The organism is Streptomyces sp. NBC_00885, assembly GCF_045207475.1.
GTDB lineage: Bacteria > Actinomycetota > Actinomycetes > Streptomycetales > Streptomycetaceae > Streptomyces.
This window is the reverse complement of the sequence record NZ_CP108796.1, coordinates 2,960,149-2,983,000: the sequence shown is the minus strand read 5'-3', so window position 1 is coordinate 2,983,000 and position 22,852 is coordinate 2,960,149. Positions and strand designations below refer to the sequence as shown.

Below are 22,852 nucleotides of genomic sequence, written 5' to 3'. Positions count from 1 at the left end.
CCGCTCAGTCAGTGACCGCCGCCCGGCTCCGTCGCATCGGCCAGTTCCGCCAGCACCTCCGCGTGGCAGCGTTCCGGGACGCACCAGCAGCCCAGGCGGTGCCCGCGCAGGGCGGGGAGCCGGGCCAGCAGGTCGGGGCGCGAGAGCAGATACGCGCGGTACTTCTCGACCACCTCCTCGCGGGTGCCGTCCGGCCCCGGGCGGAAGGGACTGGCCAGGGGAGAGGCGTCGAGGTGCCAGCCGCCGCGGTGCATCGCGCGGCCCACATAGACCACGTCCGCGTACTCGGGGTCGTCGCGGTGGCCCTTGAGGTTGACGACTGTCGTGCGGTCCATGGGGTGGATCCTCCGGCTTCAGGCGCCGCCCGGCAACGCGAAGACCGCGCAGGTCGTCGTGCCGTGGGCGTACAGCTTGCCGTCGTCTTTGCCGGTCACCCGCGCCTCGGCGGTCGCGGTGGTGCGGCCGGCGTGGATGACGGTGCCTTCGCAGCGCAGCGGCTGGGTGTCCGCGTACACCGGGCGGACCAGGTTCACTCCCAGCTGGATGGTGGAGTAGCCGCGCCCCGCCGGGAGGGTTGCCATCACCGCGCTGCCGAGCGCCGAGTCGAGCAGCGTGGCCAGGAAACCGCCGTGGACGCTGCCCATCGGGTTCAGCAGATGCTGTCCGGGCTCGCCCTCGAAGACCGCGCGGCCCTCGGTGGCCTCCACGAGCCGGAATCCCACGGTGCTGCTGAAGGGGGCCTGTGGGACCTCGCCGTCGAGGATGAGACGGAGGAGCTCCAGGCCGGAGCGGTTGCCGGCCTCCGCGAGGTTCCTCGGCGGCTCCCAGGTGTGGGTGCGCGAGCGAGTCGCGCTGGTGTCGCCCGTGGCGGGCACGCTCGTGAGCCGCGTCATGATGACGTCTCCTCAGGGGGATCTCAGGGGGATCGCAAGGGGATCTCGGAGGGAATCTCGGGGCATGGAACTCGTCCGGCGCCGGGGCGGTCCCGCCCCGGCGCCGAGGGACGGCGGACAGGCGGACCGTGCCCGCCGGACCGGGTGTACGGGCTGGTCAGGGAAGCTTGACCGCGAGCAGGTCCACAGGGCGGATGTCGGGGGCGGAGCTCAGCATCGTCTCCGCCGCCTGCATCAGCGCCGCCGCGATCCGGCCCTGCAGATGACCGGTCCGTCCCTCCTCGGTCTCGAAGGTGTCGAAGACGCCGAAGGTCGTGGCGCTCTCCCGGAAGGCGAACCAGGTGACCGTGTGCTCCTCCTCGCGGGCGAGCTGGAGCGCGTCCTTCAGCAGGGCCTCCACCTTGTCGGCGTACTCGGGCTTGGCCTCGATGCGGGCCAGCAGACCGATGTTCATCGTGAGTCACTCCGTAGGTCGGCTTCGGTGTCCTCGTCGTCGGGGACACCATCAAACGTATGCCGGTCACTCCCGCCGCCCCAGTGTCGTAAGCGACGCATCGGATACGGTTTCCGCCATGGATGTATCGGTGCTGGTCTACGACGGGGTCTTCGACTCCGGACTCTCGGCGATCCTCGACGTGCTCCAAGGGGCGAACGCCATGCGCGGCGAGATTTCCCACCCGCCGCCCGCGTGGCAGGTCAAGACCGTCGGTTTCCGCCGCCGTGTGCGCACCGGCGCGGGGCACATCGTCACCACCGAACCCGCCGCCGAGGCCAAGCGCGCCGACCTCCTCCTGGTGCCCGCGCTCGCCGAGCGGCGGCCGGACGCGCTGCTCGCCCACGTCTCCGGCTCCGCGTCGGCGCCGGTACGGGACCTGGTCGCCGAGACCCGTGAGCGCGGCACCCCCCTCGCCTCGGCCTGTACGGGAACCTTCCTGCTGGCCGAGTCGGGCGTGCTCGACGGCCGGAAGGCGACGACGAGCTGGTGGCTGGCGCCGGTCTTCCGTCAGCGCTATCCGGCCGTGACGATCGACGAGACCATGATGGTCACCACGTCGGACGGGGTGACGACGGCGGGAGCGGCCTTCGGACACGTCGACCTGGCGCTGGCGATCGTACGGATGAGCAGTCCGGCCCTGGCCGACCTCGTCGCCCGCTACCTGGTCGTCGACAAGCGCCCCTCGCAGTCCGCGTACACCATTCCGAGCGCGCTGGCCCAGAGCGATCCGCTTGTCGCCGCCTTCGAGCGCTGGGCCAGGCAGCATCTGGACGAGCCGGTCAGCGTCGTCGACGCGGCGCGCTCGCTCGGCGTCAGCGAACGCACTCTTCAGCGCACCGTGCGCCGCGTACTGGGCACCTCTCCCGTGCGATTCGTCCAGGACCTGCGCGTCGAACAGGCCTCGCACCTGCTGCGGACCACCGACCTCTCCCTGGAGTCGATCGCCGGCAAGGTCGGCTACGAGCATGCGAACACGCTGCGGATCCTGCTGCGCGAGCGCACGGGCAGTACGGCGGGCGCCCTGCGAGGCCGCTGATGCCCCCACCGGGCGCACTCCTCGGTTGGAATTGACAACCCACCTCCGTCGGGGCAGGCTTGAGGCAGGAGGGTTTGAATTTCAAACTCGTAGCGCTTGGGGAGGCTGTCGTGGTCCGGGACGCGGTGATCGTCGAGGCGGTTCGTACGCCGGTCGGCAAGGGCAAGCCGTCAGGGGCGCTGCACGACGAGCTGCCCGTGGACCTGCTGGCCCGCACGCTCGTGGCGCTGGTGGAGCGGGCCGGGATCGATCCCGCACTCGTCGACGACGTCATCGGCGGCTGCGTCACGCAGGTCGGTGACCAGTCGTTCAACATCACCCGCAATGCAGTGCTGGCCGCCGGCTTCCCCGAGAGCGTGCCGGGCGTGACCGTGGACCGGCAGTGCGGTTCGTCCCAGCAGGCCGCGCACATCGCGGCGCAAGGAGTGATCAGCGGGGCGTACGACATCGCGATCGCGTGCGGGGTGGAGTCGATGTCCCGGGTGCCGATGGCGTCCAACCTGCTCCCCGGCAGTGACCCCTTCGGGCCGAGGCTGAGCGAGAGGTATCCCGGAGGTCTGGTCGGGCAGGGGATCAGCGCGGAGCTGATCGCGGCCCGCTGGAAGCTCTCCCGGGAGGAACTCGACGCCTTCGCGCTTCAGTCGCACCGCAGGGCGGCGGGCGCGTGGGAGCGCGGGGAGTTCGACCGCGAGGTCGCCTGGACCGGGCAGCGGGACGAGTCCGTACGGCCGGAAACCTCGGCCCAGGCGCTGGGCGGGCTCAAGCCGGCGTACTACGACCCGGCCATGGAGCGGCGGTTCCCCGAGATCGGCTGGCAGATCACCGCGGGCAACAGCTCGCCCGTCAACGACGGCGCGGCGGCGCTGCTGATCATGGGCGCGGATGTGGCGGAGCGGCTGGGGCTGCGCCCGCGGGCCCGCTTCCACTCCTTCGCCGTGGTCGGCGACGATCCGCTGCTGATGCTGACGGCGATCATGCCGGCGACCGGGAAGGTGCTTGCCAGGGCAGGGCTGGGGATCGGTGACATCGACGTGTTCGAGGTGAACGAGGCCTTCGCCTCGGTCGTGCTGGCCTGGCAGCGGGAGACCGGTGTGGAGGCGGACAGGCTGAATGTGCGCGGCGGCGCGATCGCGATCGGGCATCCGCTCGGCGGCAGCGGGGCGCGCATCATGACGACACTGCTGCACAACCTGGAGGACCGGGGCGGGCGGTACGGGCTGCAGACGATGTGCGAGGCGGGAGGAATGGCCAACGCGACCATCATCGAACGGCTTTGACGGGCGCGCTTGTCAGGGCTGCTGCGGGTAGCCGATCGAGACGATGTCCCCGCCGAGTTCGGCCGGTGTGAGGTGGGGATTGAGCGCCGCGACCACTTCCGGGGTCAGCGGGCGCAGCGCGTACACATGGCGTACGGCAGCCAGGTCGACCGGGACCTCGTAGTAGTCCTCGGCGAACCCCTGGTACGCCGAAGGGGTCCCGGCCGTCAGTATCGCGAACAACTCCCCGGCGCCGTCCGCATATTCGTAGTCCTCCGGGAAGTCGATCGTCCCCGTCCGCCAGCCCTCGTCGGCAGGCTCGCGCCACAGGCAGGCCGTCGCGACGGGCATGCCGTCCTCGTCGGTGAACGCGGGTTCCTGGACGCAGGCCCGGAAGACCTCCGGGACATCGTCCAGCACTCCGGGCCATGGTCCGTCGGAGGCGTACGGGCTCATCAGGGACTCGTGGGCGAAGCCCCGGACGAACGCGCCGGCGGGCGAGAAGACGATGGCGTACTCGTCGCCCGAGCCGTTCCGCATCGAAGCCATCTCCTCGGTCGCGGACCAGCGCGCGTCGAAGGAGTAGAACCGGTGCTCCCACTCGGGGCTGAGGATCGCCTCCAGCATGGCGATCGAGCGACACAGGTCCCGCAGGACGGGGACGGCGGGCAGCTGTCGGGCGACATCGAGAACACTCACGCCCTCATCCAACCCCATGGCTCCCTAAGCTGATCCGGTCCCCAGGCGGGGGCTCGAGGAGGAGGAGAGGGACATGTCGTACCCCGACCCGAAATACATCGAGGGCAAGGGCGAGATCAGCGCGGAGTTCCGGTCCGTCGCCACCGAACCGGATCTGCGCTCGCGCACCGGGAGCACGACGCACTACCTGGCCACCGGCGCCTCCACGGGCGGGGAGTTCGGGCTCTACCGGATGGACATGGCGCCCCGGGCGGGCGGCCCGAAGACGCACTTCCACAAGTCGATCTCGGAGTCGTTCTTCATCATCGAGGGGACGGTGCGGCTCTACAACGGCGAGAGCTGGATCGACGCCACCGCGGGCGACTTCCTCCACGTGCCCCAGGGCGGTCTGCACGCCTTCCGCAACGACTCGGACGCGCTCGCCTCGATGCTGCTGCTCTTCACGCCGGGCGCTCCGCGCGAGGAGTACTTCGAGAAGGTCGCCGAGGTCGCCACCGAGTGGTCGCCCGAGCGGCAGGCGGAGTTCTTCATCAAGCACGACACCTACTGGACCGACTGAGGCGCGAGTCCCGTCTTCAGGCCCGCGCCGCAGAGCGGGACGACGGCCGTGCCCTCGCTCCAGGTGCCCGCGGCCGCCCAGCACGCGACGCCCGTGGACTCGACGAACAGTCCGCGGGCGGCGAGGTCCAGCTGCGCGGCCCGGATCTGGTCCTCCGTCACCGTGAGGAAGGTGCCGCCGGACGCGCGGACGGCCCGCAGGATCTGCCTCGCCCGCGGCGGGCGGGGGATCGCGATGCCTTCGGCGAGTGTCGGGGCGGTCGCCGCGGGCTCGTCGGGGAGCGTGTCGGCTCCGGCGTGGAAGGCGGCGGCCAGGGGGGAGACGGCCTCGGCCTGGACGGCGATGAGGGTCGGCCGCTCGGAGATCAGGCCGTGTGCGTGGAGTTCGCCGATGGCGAGGTCGGCGCCCAGCAGCAACGTGCCATTGCCGACGGGGACGACGATCGCGTCCGGGAGCGTACCGCCGAGGTCCTCCCACAGCTCGTAGACGTACGTCTTCGTGCCGTGCAGGAAGTACGGGTTGTAGACGTGGCTCGCATAGAACGTGCCGGGTTCATCCGCTGCCGCGCGGGCCGCCTCCGCCGTGGACTCGCGGTCACCGGGGACGAGTTGGAGGTGCGCACCGTGCGCCCCGATCTGCTCGACCTTCTTGGCGGAGGTGTCCTCGGGGACGTACACCGTGCATTCCAGACCGGCGCGTGCGCAGTACGCGGCGATCGCGGTGCCCGCGTTGCCGCTGCTGTCGGCGATCACCCGGCGGGGTGCGAGACGGCGGGCCAGCTCCGCCAGCATCACCGCGCCCCGGTCCTTGAAGGAGAGCGTCGGCATCAGGAAGTCGAGCTTGGCGGAGACGGTTTCGGTGAGTGCGACCAGCGGGGTGCGGCCCTCGCCGAGCGAAACAGCCGGTGCGGCGAGCGGCAGTGCCTCCTCGTAACGCCACAGTGAATTGACCCTGGTGGGGAGGGACTTGAGGATGATCGCCGATGGCGTGAAGTCGAGGTCCCAGGGGCTGCGGCAGTTCGGGCAGCGCCAGTTGGCCGTCTCGACGGGGGAGCGGGTGCCGCAGCCGGGGCATTTGTACGAGCTCATGGGTCGCCAGCATGGCAGTTGTGTGGCGCAGTGTTACGCACCGTCCCGGACCCTTGTGTGATTCCTATGGATCGGCCAACCTTTGGCTCGGCAGGCGAGACAAGGGCAGGGGAAATTCAGTCGTTACATCTTGTCATGCACCTGTCGATTTCCCCCACGGTAACGCACCACCAATGAGGAGGACCCCCACATGTCTGTGATGCGTAATTCGCGTCGAAGACTCGCCACGGGCGGCGTCATAGCCGCCGCCGCGCTCTCGCTGGGCGTGGCATCCGCCCTCACGGCCACCGCAGCCACCGGAGCCGAGCCGGCTCCCGTAGGCGTCATCCAGAACGCGGGCGCGCCCGGAGTGATCGCGGGCAGCTACATCGTCACGCTCGACGAATCGGCGCCCGACGCGGGCTCCAAGGCCGGCAAGGCGCTCGCGGCGGAGTACGGCGCGAAGATCAGGAAGACGTACGACGCGGCGCTGAACGGGTACTCCGTCCAGCTCTCCGAGGCGCAGGCCAAGAAGTTCGCCGCCGACCCGGCTGTCGCCTCCGTCGTGCAGAACCGCGTCTTCAAGGCGACCGGTACGCAGCCGAACCCGCCTTCCTGGGGCCTGGACCGGATCGACCAGAAGGCCCTGCCCCTGAACCAGAGCTACACCTACCCGGACACCGCGGGCGAGGGGGTGACCGCGTACATCATCGACACCGGCGTACGGATCACCCACACCGACTTCGGCGGCCGGGCGTCGTACGGCTATGACGCCATCGACAACGACAACACCGCGCAGGACGGCAACGGCCACGGCACCCACGTGGCCGCGAACGTCGCCGGCTCGTCCTACGGCGTGGCCAAGAAGGCCAAGATCGTCGGCGTCCGCGTGCTCGACAACTCCGGCTCGGGCACGACCGAGCAGGTCGTCGCGGGTATCGACTGGGTGACGCAGCACGCAGTCAAGCCGGCCGTCGCCAACATGAGCCTCGGCGGCGGGGTCGACACCGCGCTCGACACGGCGGTACGCAACTCGATCGCCTCCGGCGTCACGTACGCGGTCGCCGCGGGCAACGACGGTGCCAACGCCTCCAACTACTCGCCCGCGCGCGTGGCCGAGGCCATCACGGTCGGCTCCACGACCAGCTCGGACGCGCGCTCCAGCTTCTCCAACTACGGCAGCATCCTGGACATCTTCGCTCCGGGCTCGTCGATCACGTCGGCCTGGAACTCCAGCGACACGGCGACGAACACGATCTCCGGCACGTCGATGGCGACCCCGCACGTCACCGGCGCGGCCGCGCTGTACCTCGCGGCGAACAAGACGGCGACCCCGGCGCAGGTCTCCTCGGCGCTGACCACGGCCGCGACGGCCGGCGTGGTGGGCAACCCGGGCACGGGCTCGCCGAACCGCCTGCTGTACGTGGGCGGCGGCTCGACGCAGCCGCCGGGGCCGAAGTTCGAGAACACCGCGGGCTACACGATCAGCGACAACTCCACGGTGGAGTCGCCGGTCACGGTCAGCGGGGTCACCGGCAACGCGCCGGCGAGCCTGAGCGTGCCGGTGGACATCAAGCACACGTACATCGGCGACCTGCGCATCGACCTGGTCGCGCCGGACGGTTCGGTCTACAACCTGAAGGCGTACGGTGCGGGCGGCAGCTCGGACAACGTGATCACGACGTACACGGTGAACGCGTCGTCGGAGGTCGCGAACGGCACGTGGAAGCTGCGTGTGAGCGACAACGCGGCGTACGACGTCGGCAAGATCGACGCGTGGGCGCTGCAGTTCTGATCACCGGGTAGCAGGGAGGGGCGGCCGCGAAGGCGACCGCCCCTTTCGTTTTGCGGGGGTTGGCGCGGGGGCCGCGGCGCGGGCTTTGGCGTCCGCGGTGCGGGCGGCCGTGGGGTGCAGGCCTGGCGGTCCGGGGTGCGCCGGTGCCGCGGGGTACGCCGGTGCCGCGGGGTGCGGGTTCCGGGGCCCCTCCGGGCTCGACTCCTCGGCGTCGGCGGCATACAGGGGTCCGCATTGATCACCCGGTGTTGGCCGCCAATCGCCTGCGGGGACGACCCTGCACGGCCCCTCCCCAGGCCGAGGTGCGGTACGCGGGGGTTCGCCCGCGAAGGCACCCACTGGGCAGCAACCACCAACGCTTCACGGTCTGCGGTGCGCGGGCCCGCCGAGAGGTGCGGTGCCGAACGTGCCGCTCCCGCACTTCGCTCCTCGGCGAAGCCGCCGGAGCCGGGGTGTGGGGGCGTGTCGGCCCCGCGTCGCCTTTCCCTGGGGTCAGGGGCGGCCCTGGACCCGCGTCATTTCTCCGCGGCGGAGCCGCTGGAGCCCGGGGGCTGGGGGCGCAGCCCCCAGTTCGGGAAGGGGCGGGGTGGGGAACAGGCCCCGCGCAGCGGACTCCGCGCCCCACCGCACCCGCACCCCCCGAACCCCCGCCCCCCGCCCGTCGCATAAGATCCGCGCCCATTCGCACCACACCCTGAGACCCGCACGAGGAGCCCCACCCGTGGCCATGTACCCCCCGTCCCCCTACGCCCCCGCCAGACCCCCGAATCCCCCCGTCAACGGGCTCGCCATCACATCCCTCGTCGTCGGGATAGTGTGCTGCATACCCCCGCTCGGACTGATCCTCGGCCTCATCGCCCTCTCCCAGATCAAGCGGAACGGCCACCGCGGCAAGGGCATGGCCATCGCGGGCAGCATCCTCTCCGGAATCAGTACCGCGCTGGTGCTGGCAGGTCTCCTCACCGGGGGGATCGGCGACGCCCTCGACGGTTTCAAGGAGGGCGTCAACGAGGCCGCCCGGTCCCGCAGCACGCTCGATCTGCGCAAGGGGGACTGTTTCAACGTCCCCGGCACCGAGCTGGAGCAGGAGACCGCGAGCGTCAGGGTCGTCGACTGCGCCAAGCCGCACGACGGCGAGGTGACCGGCTCGTTCAAGCTGGAGCAGTCCGGGGCCTGGCCCGGTGAGGCCGCGGTCGAGCCGATCGCCGAGAAGCGCTGTACGGAGCTGAACGATGCCTACGTGGCGGACCCTTCCGCCGTGCCCGACAACGCGTCGATGTACTACTACATGCCGAGCAAGCAGAGCTGGCGCCTGGGCGACCACACGGTGACCTGCTCCTACGCCGCGGTCGACGGCAAGCTCACCGGCTCGCTGCGGGCCGGGTCCGGGAGCACGCCGTCGGCACAGGAGTCCGGCGCCTGAGCCGCTGGGGGCACAGGCACCGGACTCGTCCGGGCTAGCGGCGTGAGAGCTCGCGGTCGACGGCGGTCATCAGCTCGCCGTCCGCGGTGTCCCCGTCCAGCGACCAGAACATCGCCCCGCCCAGGCCCCGTTCACGGATGTACGAGGTCTTGGTCCGCAGCACCTGCGGGTCGTCGTACGTCCACAGGGTGGTGCCGTCGAAGAGCCACGCGTGCCCGTTCCGCCGGTCGCGGTGGAGGGTGTACGTGCCCGATTCGGCGAGCTTCTTGAGGGCCTTGTAATCCTCGTAGCCCGCTGCCCAGGTCGCCGGCGCGGGCGCCGTCGCCGGCTGGCCCAGGCCGTCGCCGCCGCCGGTCACCCCCGTCCAGCCCTGACCGTAGAAGGGCATGCCCATCACCAGCTTGCGGGCGGGCGCGCCCCGGCGCAGCCACTCGCGGACGGTCTGGTCGACGCTGAAGTCGCCGCGTGCGTACAGGGCGGACTGCTGCGCAGTCGTCTTCTCGCCCGAGACATGGAAGTCGTAACCCTGGAGGTTCACGAAGTCCAGGTCGCACATGATCTTGCGTACTTCGAACCCGGCGTCGATCTTGGCGGGTGCGGTCGGCACGAAGGCGGACAGCTCGTAGTGCTTGCGCTTGCCGCGCTGCGAAGTCGCGTACGCGTCGAGCTGGGTACGGAATTCGTGCACGAGGGCCGTGAAGTTCTGCTTGTCCTCCGGCCGGTAGACGGTGTCCGTGTCGCCCGCCGAGCCGGGCCACTCCCAGTCGAGGTCGACGCCGTCGAAGAGCCCGGCCGCCGCGCCGGCTCCACCGCGCGATCCGTCGACGGGCAGATTGCCCTTGATGTAGAGGTCGATGCAGGAGGAGACGAACGCCTTGCGGGAGGCGGGAGTGCGGGCCGCGTCGGAGAAGTGGGTGGACCAGCTCCAGCCGCCCAGCGAGATCAGCACTTTGAGACCGGGATGCTTGGCCTTGAGCTCGCGCAGCTGGTTGAAGTTGCCCGCGAGCGGCTGCTCCGCGGTGTCGGCGACACCGTCCACCGAGTCGGCGGCGTCCAGCGGGCGGGCGTAGTCGGCCCAGGCGTCCGCCTCGCCGGGGACGTTGCCGGTGAAGCATGTGCCGTTGGAACTCACATTGCCGAAGGCGTAGTTGATGTGGGTGAGCTTGGCGGCCTGGCCGCTGGTGTCCATGTCCTTGACCTGGAAGTCCCGGCCGTAGACTCCCCATTGGGTGAAGTAGCCGACGCGCTTGTACGGCTCGTGGTGGTTCCCGTGGGCCCAGGCGCTGGGCGCGAGCGCGGCGAGGAGGGAGAGGGAGCAGGCGGCAACGGCCGCCCTGGCAAGGGATCTTCGGCAGTTTCGACGCATGGCCAGGAACGTATTGGTCTGGACCATTGAGGTCAAGGGTGGGCGCGGAATTGACGTTCACGCCTGCGGCAAGTGCCTGCCCAAACCCGGCTCATCACTTCGAGTGAAACTCTGGCCCATGCTTGCGGCATCAACCGACGGTTGCCAGGCTGTTGCTGTCTGTCAACCTGTTGGGAGTGGCCAGTGACATTCGGTGAGCAGCCCGCCTATCTGCGCGTTGCGAGCGACCTTCGCCAGAAGATCGTCAACGGCTCGCTGCCGCCGCACACCCGGCTTCCCTCGCAGGCTCGTATCCGTGAGGAGTACGGAGTCTCGGACACCGTCGCCCTGGAGGCGCGCAAGGTCCTGATGGCGGAGGGTCTGGTCGAGGGCCGCTCGGGCTCCGGTACGTATGTGCGCGAGCGGCCGGTCCCCCGCCGGATCGCCCGCTCCGGCTATCGCCCGCCGTCCGGAGCCAATCCCTTTCGTCAGGAACAGGCCGAGGAGGGTATCCGGGGCACCTGGGAATCCAGCAGCGAACAGGAGGCGGCGGGCCCCGAGATCGCCGCCCGCCTCGGCATCCCGCTCGGTGACCGGGTGATGCGTACGCGCTATGTGTTCCGCGACGCGGGCGAGGCGATGATGCTCTCCACCTCCTGGGAGCCGCTCGAAGTCACCGGCCGCACACCGGTGATGCTGCCCGAGGAGGGTCCGCTCGGCGGCTGCGGAGTCGTCGAGCGCATGGCCGCCATCGACGTTGTTGTGGACAACGTGGCGGAGGAGGTCGGCGCCCGGCCGGGGCTTGCGGAGGAGCTCCTGGCGCTCGGCGGCGTACCGGGCCATGTCGTGATGGTCGTCGAGCGGACGTACTACGCGTCGGGGCGTGCGGTCGAGACGGCGGACCTCGTCGTCCCGGCGGACCGCTACCGGATGGCGTACCACCTTCCGGTGAAGTGACCCAGGGGTCCGTGGCCCGGCGGCCGGTCCGGTGCTGGTGCCGGTGCCGACGATGCCGGTCGCGAGGCATGACGCGGTGTCGCAGGGCATGGACGGGCTCAGTGGGGGCCCGGAATCGGCCAGCAGGGGGCGTATCCAGCCGGGTGCGCCCTCTTTCATATCTCTTTGTGTAAATGCGTATCCGCTGAGTAAAGGTCAGGCGTAGGCTCGGGCATATGCGTATTGCGGTTTCCTGGCGATCCTTACAGACCTGCAGGCCGGCCCGGGGAGGGGCGCGATGAACGACAGCCCCGCTCTGCTCCCCTGGCTCGTCATTCGGCAGGACGACAACGGCAATCGCTACCGCGTCGGACAGTACGCGACCCGGGACGAGGCCCAGGAGATCGCGGACACCCTCGACGGCCGCGGACACAAGCAGCTCTACTGGGTCGAGCGCATAGGCCAGACGACGCACTAGACCGGTATCCGCCGGAGCACAGTACGCTCCGGCGCATGAAGGATCGTGTTGTGGTGGCCGGCGCCCTGTGCGACAAGGGGCGGCTGCTGGCCGCACGCCGCAGCGCACCCGAGGAGCTCGCCGGCCGCTGGGAGCTGCCCGGCGGCAAGCTGGAGCCGGGGGAGAGCCCCGAGCAGGCGCTGGTGCGCGAGCTGCGTGAGGAGCTGGGCGTCGAGACCCAGCCGCTGGAGCGGATCCCGGGAGAGTGGCCGCTCAAACCCGGCTATGTCCTCCAGGTGTGGACCGCCCGGCTGCTCTCCGGGGAGCCCCGGCCGCTGGAGGACCATGACGAGCTGCGCTGGCTCGCCCCCCATGAGACCGATGCCGTCGACTGGCTCGACCCGGACCGGCCCGCCGTGGCCGAGGCCGCACGACGCCTGCGCGCGGGCGAGCCGGGCGGAAGCGAGCGGGACGGCTCCCGCGACTGAGGCCCTACGCCGTTCGTACCACGGTCCGCCCCTTGCCGTACCGACCGGGATACCTCCCACCGAATATCGGGTATGTGCTGATTAACCCCCCGAAATAGGACGTGGGTCTGCTGGGCTGCTGCCGGTCTGGGGAAGTGAGCGGCGTGATCGACACCGAGGGTCAATGCGTCGAATGGACCTTCCCTGCGGAGCCCGACTCCGTGCGCGCCGCCCGGCACGCAGTACGCGACACCCTGCGAGCCTGGGAACTTGATTCGGTGATCGGCGATGTGACCGTGTTGCTGGTCAGCGAGCTGGTTACCAATTCCCTGCGGTACGCATCGGGCCCCATCGGGGTCCGTCTGGTCGGGCCCGAACCGGGCGACTCCTCCCCGTCGCTGCTGGTCGAAGTCTCCGATCCCCTTCCGGATCCGCCCACCGAGCGCAGCGCACTGCCCGACGACGAGGGCGGGCGCGGGCTTCAGCTGGTGGCTGGTTCCGCTCGTAGGTGGGGCACAAGGCGCGGGAGAACGGGCAAGACGGTGTGGTTCGAGCTCCCGCTGACTGGTTAGAAGAGTGGGGGGACGACGATCACGCCACGCACGGTTCCGACCTGGCCGGGAGTAGGCCGAAAATGAACGAGACCGTGCTGTGATCGTGAACGCCGTGCCGGTCTGGCCCGTAGTGCTGAATACTGCGGTCATGACCGGTCCGGTGCGGTGAGCTGGAGGGGACGGTCGCGTGAGCGAAATACCTGAGACGGCGAGCACTGTCGTGTGGCAGAGCAGCCCGCCTGGCTCGATCTATGACTACATAAAGGTCGCTTCTTTCTCGATCGGCCCCGACGGGCTGGTCGACCAGTGGAGTCGGCGTGCGATCGACCTCTTCGGCATCACCGCAGACGAGGTCAGGGGAAAGGACCCGGTCGAGGTCTTCATGCCCGCCGAGTTGCGCCCGCGCGGCCACCGGCATGTGGCCGAGATACTCGACGGCAAGGAGTGGACGGGCCTCGTCCCGTTCCGGATGCCGGGGGCGGGGGGCGCGCACGGCATCGCCGAGGTCTATGTGATGCCGAGCGAGACGGAGAGCGGCGACAGGGCTGCGCTCTGTATCGTCGTCGACGTCCGAGCACTGCGCCGGATCGAGACCGATCTTGCGGCTTCGCAGGCGATTTTCGGCCAATCTCCGTTTGGGTTCCTCCTGTTCGGTACGGATCTCACAGTGCAGCGCACCAACCAGCGCTTCGCGACCGTCTTCGGCGGCACGTCCGACGATCACCGCGGACGCACCGTCCACGACTATCTCTCCCGCGCCGAGGCCGACCGGATGACCGCCTCGCTGCGCCGCGTGCTGGAGACCGGCGAATCCGCCATCGACCTCCAGATCGTCGGCGCGGCACCCGGCAGCACGGACCGCAGGCACTGGTCGATCAACCTCTACCGCGTGCACAGCGGATCCGGGCGGCCCATCGGAGTCGCCGGAATCGGCACCGATGTCACCCGCCGTCATATCGCCGCCCGCGAGGCCGCAAACGCCCGCCGTAATCTCGCCCTCCTCAACGAGGCGAGCGCCCGCATCGGCAATTCCCTCGACCTGGAGACCACGGCCCGCGAACTGCTCGACGTCGCCGTCCCCGGCTTCTGCGACCTCGCCTCCGTCGACCTGTGCCAAGGGCTCCTGAGCGGCGACGAGGCGCCTCCCGGCAGATGGGGGTCCCCCCACTCCGAGGGATACGGCGGCGGGAGCGCCGAGTTGCGCCGGGTCGCCTTCGCCAGCGCCGTGTCCGACGCGCCGCTGTTGGCCACCCCGGGCTGCAGCCCGGAGGGCAGCGCCCCCATCGCCGTCGGCGCGGTCCACCGCTATGCCTTCAACTCGCCCTGCGCCAAGGCCTTGCGCGCCGCCCGCGTCCAGTCGATCCCGGGCGAGGACGGCAGCCTCGTACAGTCCACCCTCGCCGTTCCGATGGTCGCGCACGACACCGTCGTCGGCCTGGTGCAGTTCTCCCGTACGAAGGGGAGCGAGCCCTTCGGGGAGCGGGACTTGGCGCTCGCCGTCGAACTCGCCGCCCGGGCCGCGGTCTGTATGGACAACGCACGGCTCTATCGCAGGGAGCACGAGCGGGCACTGATCCTCCAGCGCAGCCTCCTGCCGCCCGGCGACCCCGAGGCCGCGGGCCTGGACATCGCGTGCCGCTATCTCCCGGGCAACACGGCCACCGAGGTCGGCGGCGACTGGTTCGACGTCATCGAACTGCCCGGCCACCGCACCGCCCTGGTCGTGGGCGACGTGATGGGCCGCGGACTGCGGGCCGCGGTCGCCATGGGTGAACTGCGCACGGCCGTACGGACCTTGGCGCTGCTCGACCTGGAGCCGGCCGAAGTGCTTTCCGCGCTCGACGAGATCGCCCGCGGGCTCGGCACCCCCAGTGGCGCCCAGCAGGCCTCGCGCGTCGCCCACAAGTCCCGCGACGCAGACCTCTCCGAGGTCTATCTCGCGACCTGCGTCTACGCCGTCTACGACCCGGTCACCAGGCGCTGCACCTTCGCCAACGCCGGTCATCTGCCGCCCGTCCTCGTCGAACCGGGCGAGGAGGCACTGCTGCTCGACGTGCCGCCGGGGATGCCCCTCGGCGTGGGCGGCGAGCCCTTCGAGGAGGTCGAGGTCGAGCTCGCGGAGGACGCGCTCCTCGCCCTCTACACCGACGGGCTCGTCGAATCCCGCGACCACCCCCTCGACGAGGGGCTGCGCGCCTTCCGCGCCGCGCTCACCGATCCGGTACGCCCCCTCGAAGACGTCTGTGACCATGTGCTGAACACGCTCGACACCCGGCACGGCGAGGACGACATCGCTCTGCTGATGGCCCGGATCCAGGGGCTGCCCGTCGACGCCGTCGGCGACTGGCGGCTGCCCCGGGAGCCCCGCTCGGTCGGCCGGGCCCGGGAGCTTGCCCGTGCCCAGCTGGTCACCTGGGACCTCGAGGCGCTCGTGGACACGGTCGAGCTGCTGGTGAGCGAGCTGGTCACCAACGCACTGCGGTACGGCGAGGGCGAGATACGGCTGCGGCTGCTGCGTGACCGCACCCTCGTCTGCGAGGTGTGGGACGCGGGCCTGGTGCAGCCGAGACGGCGACGGGCACGCGACACCGACGAGGGCGGCCGCGGACTGCAGCTGGTCGGGCTGCTGAGCGCGGCCTGGGGCTCGCGCCGGACGCCGCGCGGCAAGACGGTCTGGTTCGAACTCGCCCTGCCCGACGGGGACTCGACGGCGGAGCCCACGGTCGAACAGCTGCTGAGCATGTTCTGACAGGGCCCCACCGTCACCGGGTCCTGCGCCTGCGCCGACGCGGCCAGGACCACCAGCGCGTCCGTCCGGTCTCGGCGTCGAGGCTCTCGGCGTCGGGTTCGGCCGCCGGCTTCTCGCGCGCCTGCCGCGGCGGGCCCCAGCCCTCCTGGCCGCCCTGAGGTGTGGTGCGCGTCGCGGTCCGTCTCCGGCGCTTGGCGGAGCTGTACGCGGCGATCGCACCGGCCGCGGCGGCGAGCGCGATGGGCAGCACCAGATCCGCGGCCCACGTGCCGGCCCCGGTGTTCCACCCCTCGCCGGAGCCGACCGGATCGTCGGCGAGCGCGCAGCGAGCGGCGGGCACCACCAGCCACCACGCCGCCGTCGGCACGGCCACGAGGGCCCGGGCGGCTATTCGCGTCACATTTGGGAGGCTATGCCGCCCTATGGGCCTCCGCGACCGGACAGGAGCTAGTCAGCCGCCCCGCGCCGCGTGATCTTGTTGCCCAGCCACACCAGCGGGTCGTACTTCCGGTCCACCGCCCGCTCCTTCAGCGGGATCAGCGCATTGTCGGTGATCTTGATGCCCTCGGGGCACACCTCCGTACAGCACTTCGTGATGTTGCAGTAGCCCAGCCCGTGCTCGTCCTGGGCCGTCTTCTTGCGGTCCAGGCCCGCCTCGGCCGCCGCGTCCAGCGGGTGCATGTCCAGCTCCGCCACCCGCATCAGAAAGCGCGGACCGGCGAACGCCGTCTTGTTCTCCTCGTGGTCGCGCACCACATGGCAGGTGTCCTGGCACAGGAAGCACTCGATGCACTTGCGGAACTCCTGCGAGCGGTCCACGTCCATCTGCTGCATGCGGTACTCACCCGCCTTCACCCCCGGCGGCGGCTCGAAGGAGGGGATCTCCCGTGCCTTCGCGTAGTTGAAGGACACATCCGTCACCAGGTCCCGCACCACCGGGAACGCCCGCAACGGCGTCACCGTGATCGTCTCCTCGCGCGAGAAGACCGACATTCGCGTCATGCACATCAGCCGCGGCCGCCCGTTGATCTCCGCGCTGCACGAACCGCACTTGCCCGCCTTGCAGTTCCAGCGGACGGCGAGATCGGACGCCTGAGTGGCCTGGAGGCGGTGGATGATGTCGAGGACGACCTCGCCGTCGTTCACCTCGACGGCGAAGTCCTCAAGACCCCCGCCGTCCTGGTCGCCCCGCCAGACCTTGAAGGCCGCTGTGTAGCTGCTCACTCGTAGAGCTCCTCTTCGGCGAGGTACTTGACCAGCTCCTCCTTCTCGAAGAGGGCGAGCAGGTCGGGACGGATGGGCTCGGTCGTCTTGCGTACGAGCGCGATCTGGCCGCTCACCGGATCGGTGGCCGCGAGCCCGCCGGTGGGGTCGAGGAGTCGGCACAGCAGATTGATCCGCCGCCACTCGCGCTCCATCGCCGGGCAGTCCTCGCGCGTGTGCCCGCCGCGGCTCTCGGTCCTCTCCAGTGCCGCCCGCGCGATGCACTCGCTGACCAGCAGCATGTTCCGCAGGTCCAGCGAGAGGTGCCAGCCGGGGTTGAACTGCCGGTGGCCCTCGACCCCGGCGCGCCGTGCCCGTACCCGCAGATCCGCCAGCTTGTCCAGCGCCTGCGCCATCTCCGCCTCGCGCCGGATGATGCCGACCAGGTCGTTCATCGTCTGCTGGAGTTCCTGGTGGAGGGTGTACGGATTCTCCGGCTGTGCGCCCTCGTCGGGGCCTTCGGCGCTGAACGGACGCAGTGCCTCCGCCGCCGCGGCGTCGATCTGCGCCTCGTCGACGGCCGGGCGGACGCTGAGCCCCTCGGCGTACCCGGCCGCGTGCAGCCCCGCCCGCCGGCCGAAGACCAGCAGGTCGGACAGGGAATTGCCGCCGAGCCGGTTGGAGCCGTGCATTCCGCCCGCGACCTCGCCCGCCGCGAACAGGCCGGGCACCCCGACCGCCGCCGCGGTGTCGGACTCGACGGCGATGCCGCCCATCACGTAGTGGCAGGTCGGTCCGACCTCCATGGCCTCGGCCGTGATGTCGACATCCGCCAGCTCCTTGAACTGGTGGTACATCGAGGGCAGTCGGCGCCTGATGACCTCGGCCGGCATCCGGGTGGAGACATCCAGGAACACGCCGCCGTGCGGGGAGCCGCGGCCCGCCTTCACCTCGGAGTTGATGGCACGGGCCACCTCGTCGCGCGGCAGCAGTTCAGGAGGACGGCGGTTGTTGTCCGGGTCCTCGTACCAGCGGTCGCCCTCCTCCTCCGACTGCGCGTACTTCTCCTTGAAGACGTCGGGCACGTAGTCGAACATGAACCGCTTGCCCTCGGAGTTGCGCAGCACCCCGCCGTCGCCGCGCACCGACTCGGTGACGAGAATGCCCTTCACCGACGGCGGCCAGACCATCCCGGTCGGATGGAACTGCACGAACTCCATGTTGAGCAGCGGAGCGCCCGCGAGCAGTGCCAGCGCGTGCCCGTCGCCGGTGTACTCCCAGGAGTTCGACGTCACCTTGAAGGACTTGCCGATCCCGCCGGTGGCGAGCACCACCGAAGGGGCCTCCAGGACGAAGAAGCGCCCGGACTCCCGCTCGTAGCAGAAGGTGCCGCTCACGCGGTCGCCGTCCTTGAGGACGCGGGTGACCGTGCACTCCTGGAAGACCTTCAACCGGGCTTCGTAGTCCCCGAATTCGGCCTTGTCCTCCTGCTGCAGCGAGACGATCTTCTGCTGGAGGGTACGGATCAGCTCAAGGCCCGTCCGGTCGCCGACGTGCGCGAGGCGCGGGTACTCGTGCCCGCCGAAGTTGCGCTGGGAGATCTTTCCGTCGGCCGTGCGGTCGAAGAGTGCGCCCCAGGTCTCCAGCTCCCACACCCGGTCGGGCGCTTCGCGCGCGTGCAGCTCCGCCATCCGCCACTGGTTGAGGAACTTTCCGCCGCGCATGGTGTCGCGGAAGTGCACCTGCCAGTTGTCCCCGGCGTTCACATTGCCCATGGAGGCGGCGATACCGCCCTCGGCCATCACGGTGTGGGCCTTGCCGAAGAGGGACTTGCAGATCACCGCCGTGCGGGCGCCCCGCTCGCGTGCCTCGATGGCGGCGCGCAGGCCCGCGCCGCCCGCGCCCACCACCACGACGTCCCACTGCTGCCGTTCGAGTTGCGTCATGTCAGAACGCCCCACCCATCAGAAGAACCTCGGATCGTCGAAGGCACCGGACGCGACGAGATAGACGTAGAAGTCGGCGAGCGCGACGCTGATCAGCGATGCCCACGCGAGGAGCGCGTGCCGCTCGTTGAGCCTGCCGACCCAGCCCCACAGGCGATAGCGCACCGGGTGTTTGGAGAAGTGCTTCAGCCGGCCGCCGATGATGTGCCGGCAGGAGTGGCACGAGAGGGTGTACGCCCAGATCAGCGCGATGTTGATCAGGAGGACGACCGTGCCCAGACCCATGTGTCCCCACGCGTAGTGCTCGTCGCGGAAGGCGAGCACGGTGTCGTACGTGAGGATCCCGGCGACCGGCAGCGCCGCGTAGAAGAAGTACCGGTGGATGTTCTGCAGGATGAGCGGGAAGCGGGTCTCGCCGGTGTACTTCTTGTGCGGTTCGGCGACCGCGCAGGCCGGCGGTGAGGCCCAGAAGCCCCGGTAGTAGGCCTTGCGGTAGTAGTAGCAGGTCAGCCGGAAGCCCAGCGGGAAGATCAGGATCAGCAGCGCGGGGGACAGGCCCCACCAGCTGCCGAAGATCTCCCAGTTGGGGCCGCCCCGCATCGTCTCGCAGTTCTCCGCCAGACAGGGGGAGTAGAACGGCGAGACATACGGCGCCGCGTAGTAGTCGGCGTTGGCGAACGCGCGCCAAGTCGAGTAGACGATGAAGGCGAGCAGCCCGGCGGCGGTCAGCGCGGGCGCCAGCCACCAGCGGTCGGTCCGCAGATGTCGCGGGCTGATGGCGGCGCGCGTCGCGCCGTGCACGCCTGTATTGACTTGTGGTGGTTCAGTGCCTGTGGCCAACGAGATCTCCTAGGGGGCGTGCCGGTCCTGGACGCCCAGGCCCTCGTCGTCCGAGTCCGTCCACAGGGCGTGGTTGTACGGCACGTCGGGGATGGTGACCAGCTCGGGGCGCTCCGGTGTCTTCGACTCGGCGGACGCGGCCGGGCCGGCGCCACGCAGCTGATCGACGGTCCGTTCCAGATCGCCGACACGCTGGACGAGCTCGTCGAGGCGCTGCTGGATCGCCGTCAGATCTTCCTGCTGGGACATGACTACGCCCTCACTTCCGCAGGGTGCGGTGGCTTCGTTCATGCGCCTGCGAGTGTCGCGCGTCACATCCCCGCTTGTGAAGGGGACGTACGGGGATTCCCGGCGCATGGGGTGTCAGCGCGCCCCTTGTGGCTCGAATCTCACTCCCCTCATTTTGTCCCCTTTGGTAGTGCCGTGTCCGATTCCCCCTTAGGCCGCACGGGTGACCTTGAGGCGACCCGCGCCGTGTCGCCACCGACTGCCCGGCCTCGTCCACTTCAGTGGACGGGAATCGGTGTGATCATCCCTAAATTCCGCAAAACAGGACGATGAGGTACAAGCCATGCCCGAGGTCGACGCGCCACGCGGGAGGACATGCTCCCGGACGCTCCGTTCCGTCGCGCTTCTCACCAGTGGGGTGCTCGCTCTGCCCGTCCTGTCGGGCTGCGGCTCCGGCGATACGGACGAGGCAAGGGCCGCGGCCCAGGACATCGCGCCCACCGGGCGTGACCTGATCGCCGAAGGCGGCACCCTGCGCTGGGCCATCGACGCGATGCCCACCACGCTCAACACCTTCCAGGCCGACGCGGACGCCGCCACGACCCGTATCGCCGGTGCCGTGCTCCCCGCCCTGTTCACCCTCGACCGGCGCGGACGGCCGCAGCGCAATCCCGACTTCGTCGAGTCCGCGAAGATCGTCAAGCGCGAGCCCAAGCAGGTCGTCCTCTTCAAGCTCAACCAGCAGGCGGTGTGGAGCGACGGCCGCGAGATCGGCGCGGCCGACTTCGTCTCTCAGTGGCGAGCGCTGAGCGGCAAGAACTCGGCGTACTGGACGGCCCGCAACGCCGGCTACGAGCGGATCGAGAAGATCGAACGTGGCGCCGACGATCTCGAAGTCAAGATCACCTTCAAGAAGCCGTACGCGGACTGGAAGTCCCTCTTCACGCCGCTCTACCCCAAGGAAGTGACCGGGACCCCGGCCTCCTTCAATGACGGCGCACGCATGGCGCTCAGGACGACGGCCGGCCCCTTCCAGCTCAAGGGCCTCGACCCGAAGGCGGGCACGGCCACGCTCGTACGCAACCCGCGCTGGTGGGGGTCTCGGGCCAAGCTGGAGCAGCTGGTGCTGACCGCCGTGCCGCGCGACAAGCGCGCCGCGGCCCTCGCCGCCGGCAGCCTCGATCTCGCCGAGATCGACCGCGCCACGGCGGACCGCATCGCCCAGGCCCGGAAGAACAAGGGTGCGGCCGGCCAGCAGCTCAGCCAGGGGCCCGGCGCCGCCGTCACTCCGTCCGGGGCGCTCAAGTCCTGGGCACAGGCCAACGGCTCGAACCAGCAGCAGGCCGAGGCCGCCCGGGTTGCCCGCGAGCAGACAGCCGAGTCGATCAGCGAGTACGCCACCGAGCAGAAGGCCCTGCGCGGCTATGTCGTGCGCAAGTCGCTGGAGCCCGCCTACACCCAGCTCGCGCTGAACGGCGAGTCCGGACCGCTCGCCGACGACCGGGTACGCCGGGCCGTGGCCCGCGCACTGGACCGCGAGGAGCTGGCCGAGGCTGTGCTGACTCCGCTCGGCCTGCCCGCCACCCCGCCCGGGAGTCATCTGGCGCTGGCCGGGCAGCGGGCGTACAGCGACAACAGCGGCGCGCTCGGCGACCAGAACACCGCGGAGGCGCAGGCGCTGCTGGCCGACGCCGGCTGGACGCCCGCCGGGGCGCGCATGAAGCCCGCCCCGGCCAAGGCGGGCGGCGAGGACGAAACCGACCGGAAGAAGCCCCCCGCCACCGTGGCCCCCGGTGAGGCCTCACTCAAGGCCTCGCCCAAGGCCGGGCCCAACCAGGCGCCCAAGGAAGCCGCCAACGAAGCGGCCGCGAAGAAGAAGGAAGAGGACGTCGCCTCGAACGAGGGGCTGTACATCATCGGCGACAACAAGCCCGGCAGCGCCGGTCACGGCCCCGAGAGCGGCTCGGCCGGTACGCACATCCTCGCCCCCGCGCCCGCCGCCGACCAGGGCATGGCCGTCCAGCGCCGGGCCGAACCACTGGACGACGACGCCGCCGGGTCCAGGACGAGCGCCCAGGAGGGCAAGGGCGCGGTCGCCGGTGCGTACGCCCCGCGCGGCACCGCCGCCCCCGCCCGCGCAGGCACCACCGTCGGCAAGAACGGCAAGCCGCTCAACCTGCGCTTCGTCCTCCCCTCGGGCCCCGGCTCCGAGGCGCTGCGCACCGTCGGAGACAAGATCGCGCGGATGCTGGACCGTATCGGCGTGCACAGCGAGATCACCAAGGTCTCCGACGACAGCTACTTCAAGGACCACATCGCCTCGGGCGACTACGACATGGCGCTGTACTCCTGGCCCGCCACCGCCTACCCGGCCACCGACGCCCGCCCGATCTACGCCAAGCCCGAGCCCGCCACCGACGGCTCGCTGCTGGTGGAGCAGAACTACACCCGTGTCGGCTCCGACTACATCGACCAGCTCTTCGACCAGGCGGCCGCCGAGCTGGACGAGGTCACGGCCCGTGACCTGATGCGCAGGGCCGACGCCCGGATCTGGGCGGCGGCCGGATCGATTCCGCTCTATCAGCGGCCCGAGCTCGTCGCGGCCAGGCCGCTGGTGGCCAACGCCGGGGCCTTCGGCTTCGCCGCTCCCCGTTACCAGGACATCGGATTCAAGATGCCGACGGCCGGGGCACCGAAGAACACCAAGAAGTAGCGGTAAGCAGCAGCCCCCAACCTCAGAACTGGCTCAATTTCCTTGCCCGCCGGCGCCGCCGGCGGGCAGGATCGTCTCACCCTTTGACCCAGGCTTTCAGATCCCGGTTTCACCGCTCCCCACAGAGCTCCGACTGACGCAGGAACCTTCTCCCGATCGGCCCGGGAAGCCCCCGGCGCGGCGGCCCCGT

The 22,852-nt window shown here is 70.2% G+C and carries 22 protein-coding genes; 11 read left to right on the top strand and 11 right to left on the bottom strand.

The window, feature by feature from the left end; all coding sequences use genetic code 11:
- Nucleotides 1–8 precede the first annotated feature (8 nt).
- From OHA61_RS13080 to OHA61_RS13070, 3 genes are all read right to left on the bottom strand, one after another.
- Entirely contained in the window at nucleotides 9–335 is a 327-nt protein-coding gene (locus tag OHA61_RS13080) for a DUF4326 domain-containing protein (protein ID WP_324987509.1), read from the bottom strand.
- 18 nt (nucleotides 336–353) lie between these two features.
- Nucleotides 354–893, bottom strand: coding sequence for a PaaI family thioesterase (locus OHA61_RS13075; protein WP_406303209.1), 540 nt, complete (start codon nucleotides 891–893; stop codon nucleotides 354–356).
- Nucleotides 894–1,050: 157 nt separating this feature from the next.
- Nucleotides 1,051–1,347, bottom strand: coding sequence for a putative quinol monooxygenase (locus OHA61_RS13070; RefSeq protein ID WP_406303208.1), 297 nt, complete (start codon nucleotides 1,345–1,347; stop codon nucleotides 1,051–1,053).
- Nucleotides 1,348–1,465: 118 nt separating this feature from the next.
- Between OHA61_RS13070 and OHA61_RS13065 the strand changes: the two genes are divergently transcribed.
- Both OHA61_RS13065 and OHA61_RS13060 read left to right on the top strand, forming a co-directional pair.
- A complete protein-coding gene (locus tag OHA61_RS13065) occupies nucleotides 1,466–2,425 on the top strand; it encodes a helix-turn-helix domain-containing protein (RefSeq protein WP_361907793.1) in 960 nt (319 codons plus the stop codon).
- A 110-nt stretch (nucleotides 2,426–2,535) separates the two neighbouring features.
- Entirely contained in the window at nucleotides 2,536–3,702 is a 1,167-nt protein-coding gene (locus tag OHA61_RS13060; RefSeq protein WP_406303207.1) for a thiolase family protein, read from the top strand.
- Nucleotides 3,703–3,714: 12 nt separating this feature from the next.
- Here the strand turns inward: OHA61_RS13060 and OHA61_RS13055 are convergent, their stop codons facing one another.
- Nucleotides 3,715–4,398 (bottom strand): hypothetical protein, encoded by a 684-nt coding sequence (locus OHA61_RS13055; protein WP_406303206.1) that lies wholly within the window; start codon nucleotides 4,396–4,398, stop codon nucleotides 3,715–3,717.
- Nucleotides 4,399–4,453: 55 nt separating this feature from the next.
- Between OHA61_RS13055 and OHA61_RS13050 the strand changes: the two genes are divergently transcribed.
- Nucleotides 4,454–4,939, top strand: coding sequence for a cupin domain-containing protein (locus OHA61_RS13050; RefSeq protein ID WP_406303205.1), 486 nt, complete (start codon nucleotides 4,454–4,456; stop codon nucleotides 4,937–4,939).
- Here OHA61_RS13050 and OHA61_RS13045 read toward each other — a convergent pair.
- The gene (locus OHA61_RS13045) at nucleotides 4,924–6,027 is read right to left on the bottom strand and encodes a pyridoxal-phosphate dependent enzyme (RefSeq protein WP_406303204.1); all 1,104 of its coding nucleotides are present in this window, start codon (nucleotides 6,025–6,027) and stop codon (nucleotides 4,924–4,926) included. The genes OHA61_RS13050 and OHA61_RS13045 overlap by 16 nt on opposite strands.
- A gap of 190 nt (nucleotides 6,028–6,217) precedes the next feature.
- Here OHA61_RS13045 and OHA61_RS13040 point away from each other — a divergent pair, with 190 nt between their 5' ends.
- Both OHA61_RS13040 and OHA61_RS13035 read left to right on the top strand, forming a co-directional pair.
- A complete protein-coding gene (locus tag OHA61_RS13040; RefSeq protein ID WP_406303203.1) occupies nucleotides 6,218–7,801 on the top strand; it encodes a S8 family peptidase in 1,584 nt (527 codons plus the stop codon).
- Between the two features lie 727 nt (nucleotides 7,802–8,528).
- A complete protein-coding gene (locus OHA61_RS13035) occupies nucleotides 8,529–9,224 on the top strand; it encodes a septum formation family protein (protein ID WP_406307338.1) in 696 nt (231 codons plus the stop codon).
- A gap of 34 nt (nucleotides 9,225–9,258) precedes the next feature.
- Here OHA61_RS13035 and OHA61_RS13030 read toward each other — a convergent pair whose 3' ends face one another.
- Nucleotides 9,259–10,590 carry a glycoside hydrolase family 18 protein gene (locus OHA61_RS13030; RefSeq protein ID WP_406307337.1) on the bottom strand — a complete coding sequence of 444 codons (1,332 nt, stop codon included), beginning with the start codon at nucleotides 10,588–10,590 and terminating at the stop codon, nucleotides 9,259–9,261.
- Between the two features lie 183 nt (nucleotides 10,591–10,773).
- Between OHA61_RS13030 and OHA61_RS13025 the strand changes: the two genes are divergently transcribed.
- The 5 genes from OHA61_RS13025 to OHA61_RS13005 all read left to right on the top strand — a co-directional run bounded on the left by OHA61_RS13025 (nucleotide 10,774) and on the right by OHA61_RS13005 (nucleotide 15,732).
- Nucleotides 10,774–11,526 (top strand): GntR family transcriptional regulator, encoded by a 753-nt coding sequence (locus OHA61_RS13025; RefSeq protein WP_361907783.1) that lies wholly within the window; start codon nucleotides 10,774–10,776, stop codon nucleotides 11,524–11,526.
- 277 nt (nucleotides 11,527–11,803) lie between these two features.
- Nucleotides 11,804–11,983 (top strand): SPOR domain-containing protein, encoded by a 180-nt coding sequence (locus OHA61_RS13020; RefSeq protein ID WP_324986323.1) that lies wholly within the window; start codon nucleotides 11,804–11,806, stop codon nucleotides 11,981–11,983.
- 35 nt (nucleotides 11,984–12,018) lie between these two features.
- A complete protein-coding gene (locus tag OHA61_RS13015; protein WP_406303202.1) occupies nucleotides 12,019–12,450 on the top strand; it encodes a (deoxy)nucleoside triphosphate pyrophosphohydrolase in 432 nt (143 codons plus the stop codon).
- Between the two features lie 134 nt (nucleotides 12,451–12,584).
- Entirely contained in the window at nucleotides 12,585–13,001 is a 417-nt protein-coding gene (locus OHA61_RS13010; protein ID WP_324986329.1) for an ATP-binding protein, read from the top strand.
- A 169-nt stretch (nucleotides 13,002–13,170) separates the two neighbouring features.
- Nucleotides 13,171–15,732 carry a SpoIIE family protein phosphatase gene (locus tag OHA61_RS13005; protein ID WP_406303201.1) on the top strand — a complete coding sequence of 854 codons (2,562 nt, stop codon included), beginning with the start codon at nucleotides 13,171–13,173 and terminating at the stop codon, nucleotides 15,730–15,732.
- Between the two features lie 13 nt (nucleotides 15,733–15,745).
- Here the strand turns inward: OHA61_RS13005 and OHA61_RS13000 are convergent, their stop codons facing one another.
- From OHA61_RS13000 to OHA61_RS12980, 5 genes are read right to left on the bottom strand one after another with little or no spacing between them, the layout of a single operon-like run.
- Nucleotides 15,746–16,132, bottom strand: a complete 387-nt coding sequence (locus OHA61_RS13000) for a hypothetical protein (protein WP_406303200.1) — start codon at nucleotides 16,130–16,132, stop codon at nucleotides 15,746–15,748.
- A gap of 47 nt (nucleotides 16,133–16,179) precedes the next feature.
- Complete coding sequence (locus OHA61_RS12995) at nucleotides 16,180–16,956, bottom strand: succinate dehydrogenase/fumarate reductase iron-sulfur subunit (protein WP_406303199.1); 777 nt, start codon at nucleotides 16,954–16,956, stop codon at nucleotides 16,180–16,182.
- Nucleotides 16,953–18,881, bottom strand: a complete 1,929-nt coding sequence (locus OHA61_RS12990; protein ID WP_406303198.1) for a fumarate reductase/succinate dehydrogenase flavoprotein subunit — start codon at nucleotides 18,879–18,881, stop codon at nucleotides 16,953–16,955. The genes OHA61_RS12995 and OHA61_RS12990 overlap by 4 nt, the downstream gene beginning before the upstream one ends.
- An 18-nt stretch (nucleotides 18,882–18,899) precedes the next feature.
- On the bottom strand, nucleotides 18,900–19,721 hold the full coding sequence (locus OHA61_RS12985; protein WP_406303197.1) for a hypothetical protein: 822 nt from the start codon (nucleotides 19,719–19,721) through the stop codon (nucleotides 18,900–18,902).
- Nucleotides 19,722–19,730: 9 nt separating this feature from the next.
- Complete coding sequence (locus tag OHA61_RS12980) at nucleotides 19,731–19,970, bottom strand: hypothetical protein (RefSeq protein WP_142213889.1); 240 nt, start codon at nucleotides 19,968–19,970, stop codon at nucleotides 19,731–19,733.
- Between the two features lie 322 nt (nucleotides 19,971–20,292).
- Between OHA61_RS12980 and OHA61_RS12975 the strand changes: the two genes are divergently transcribed.
- Nucleotides 20,293–22,662, top strand: coding sequence for an ABC transporter substrate-binding protein (locus OHA61_RS12975; RefSeq protein WP_406303196.1), 2,370 nt, complete (start codon nucleotides 20,293–20,295; stop codon nucleotides 22,660–22,662).
- The last annotated feature ends 190 nt before the right edge of the window (nucleotides 22,663–22,852 follow it).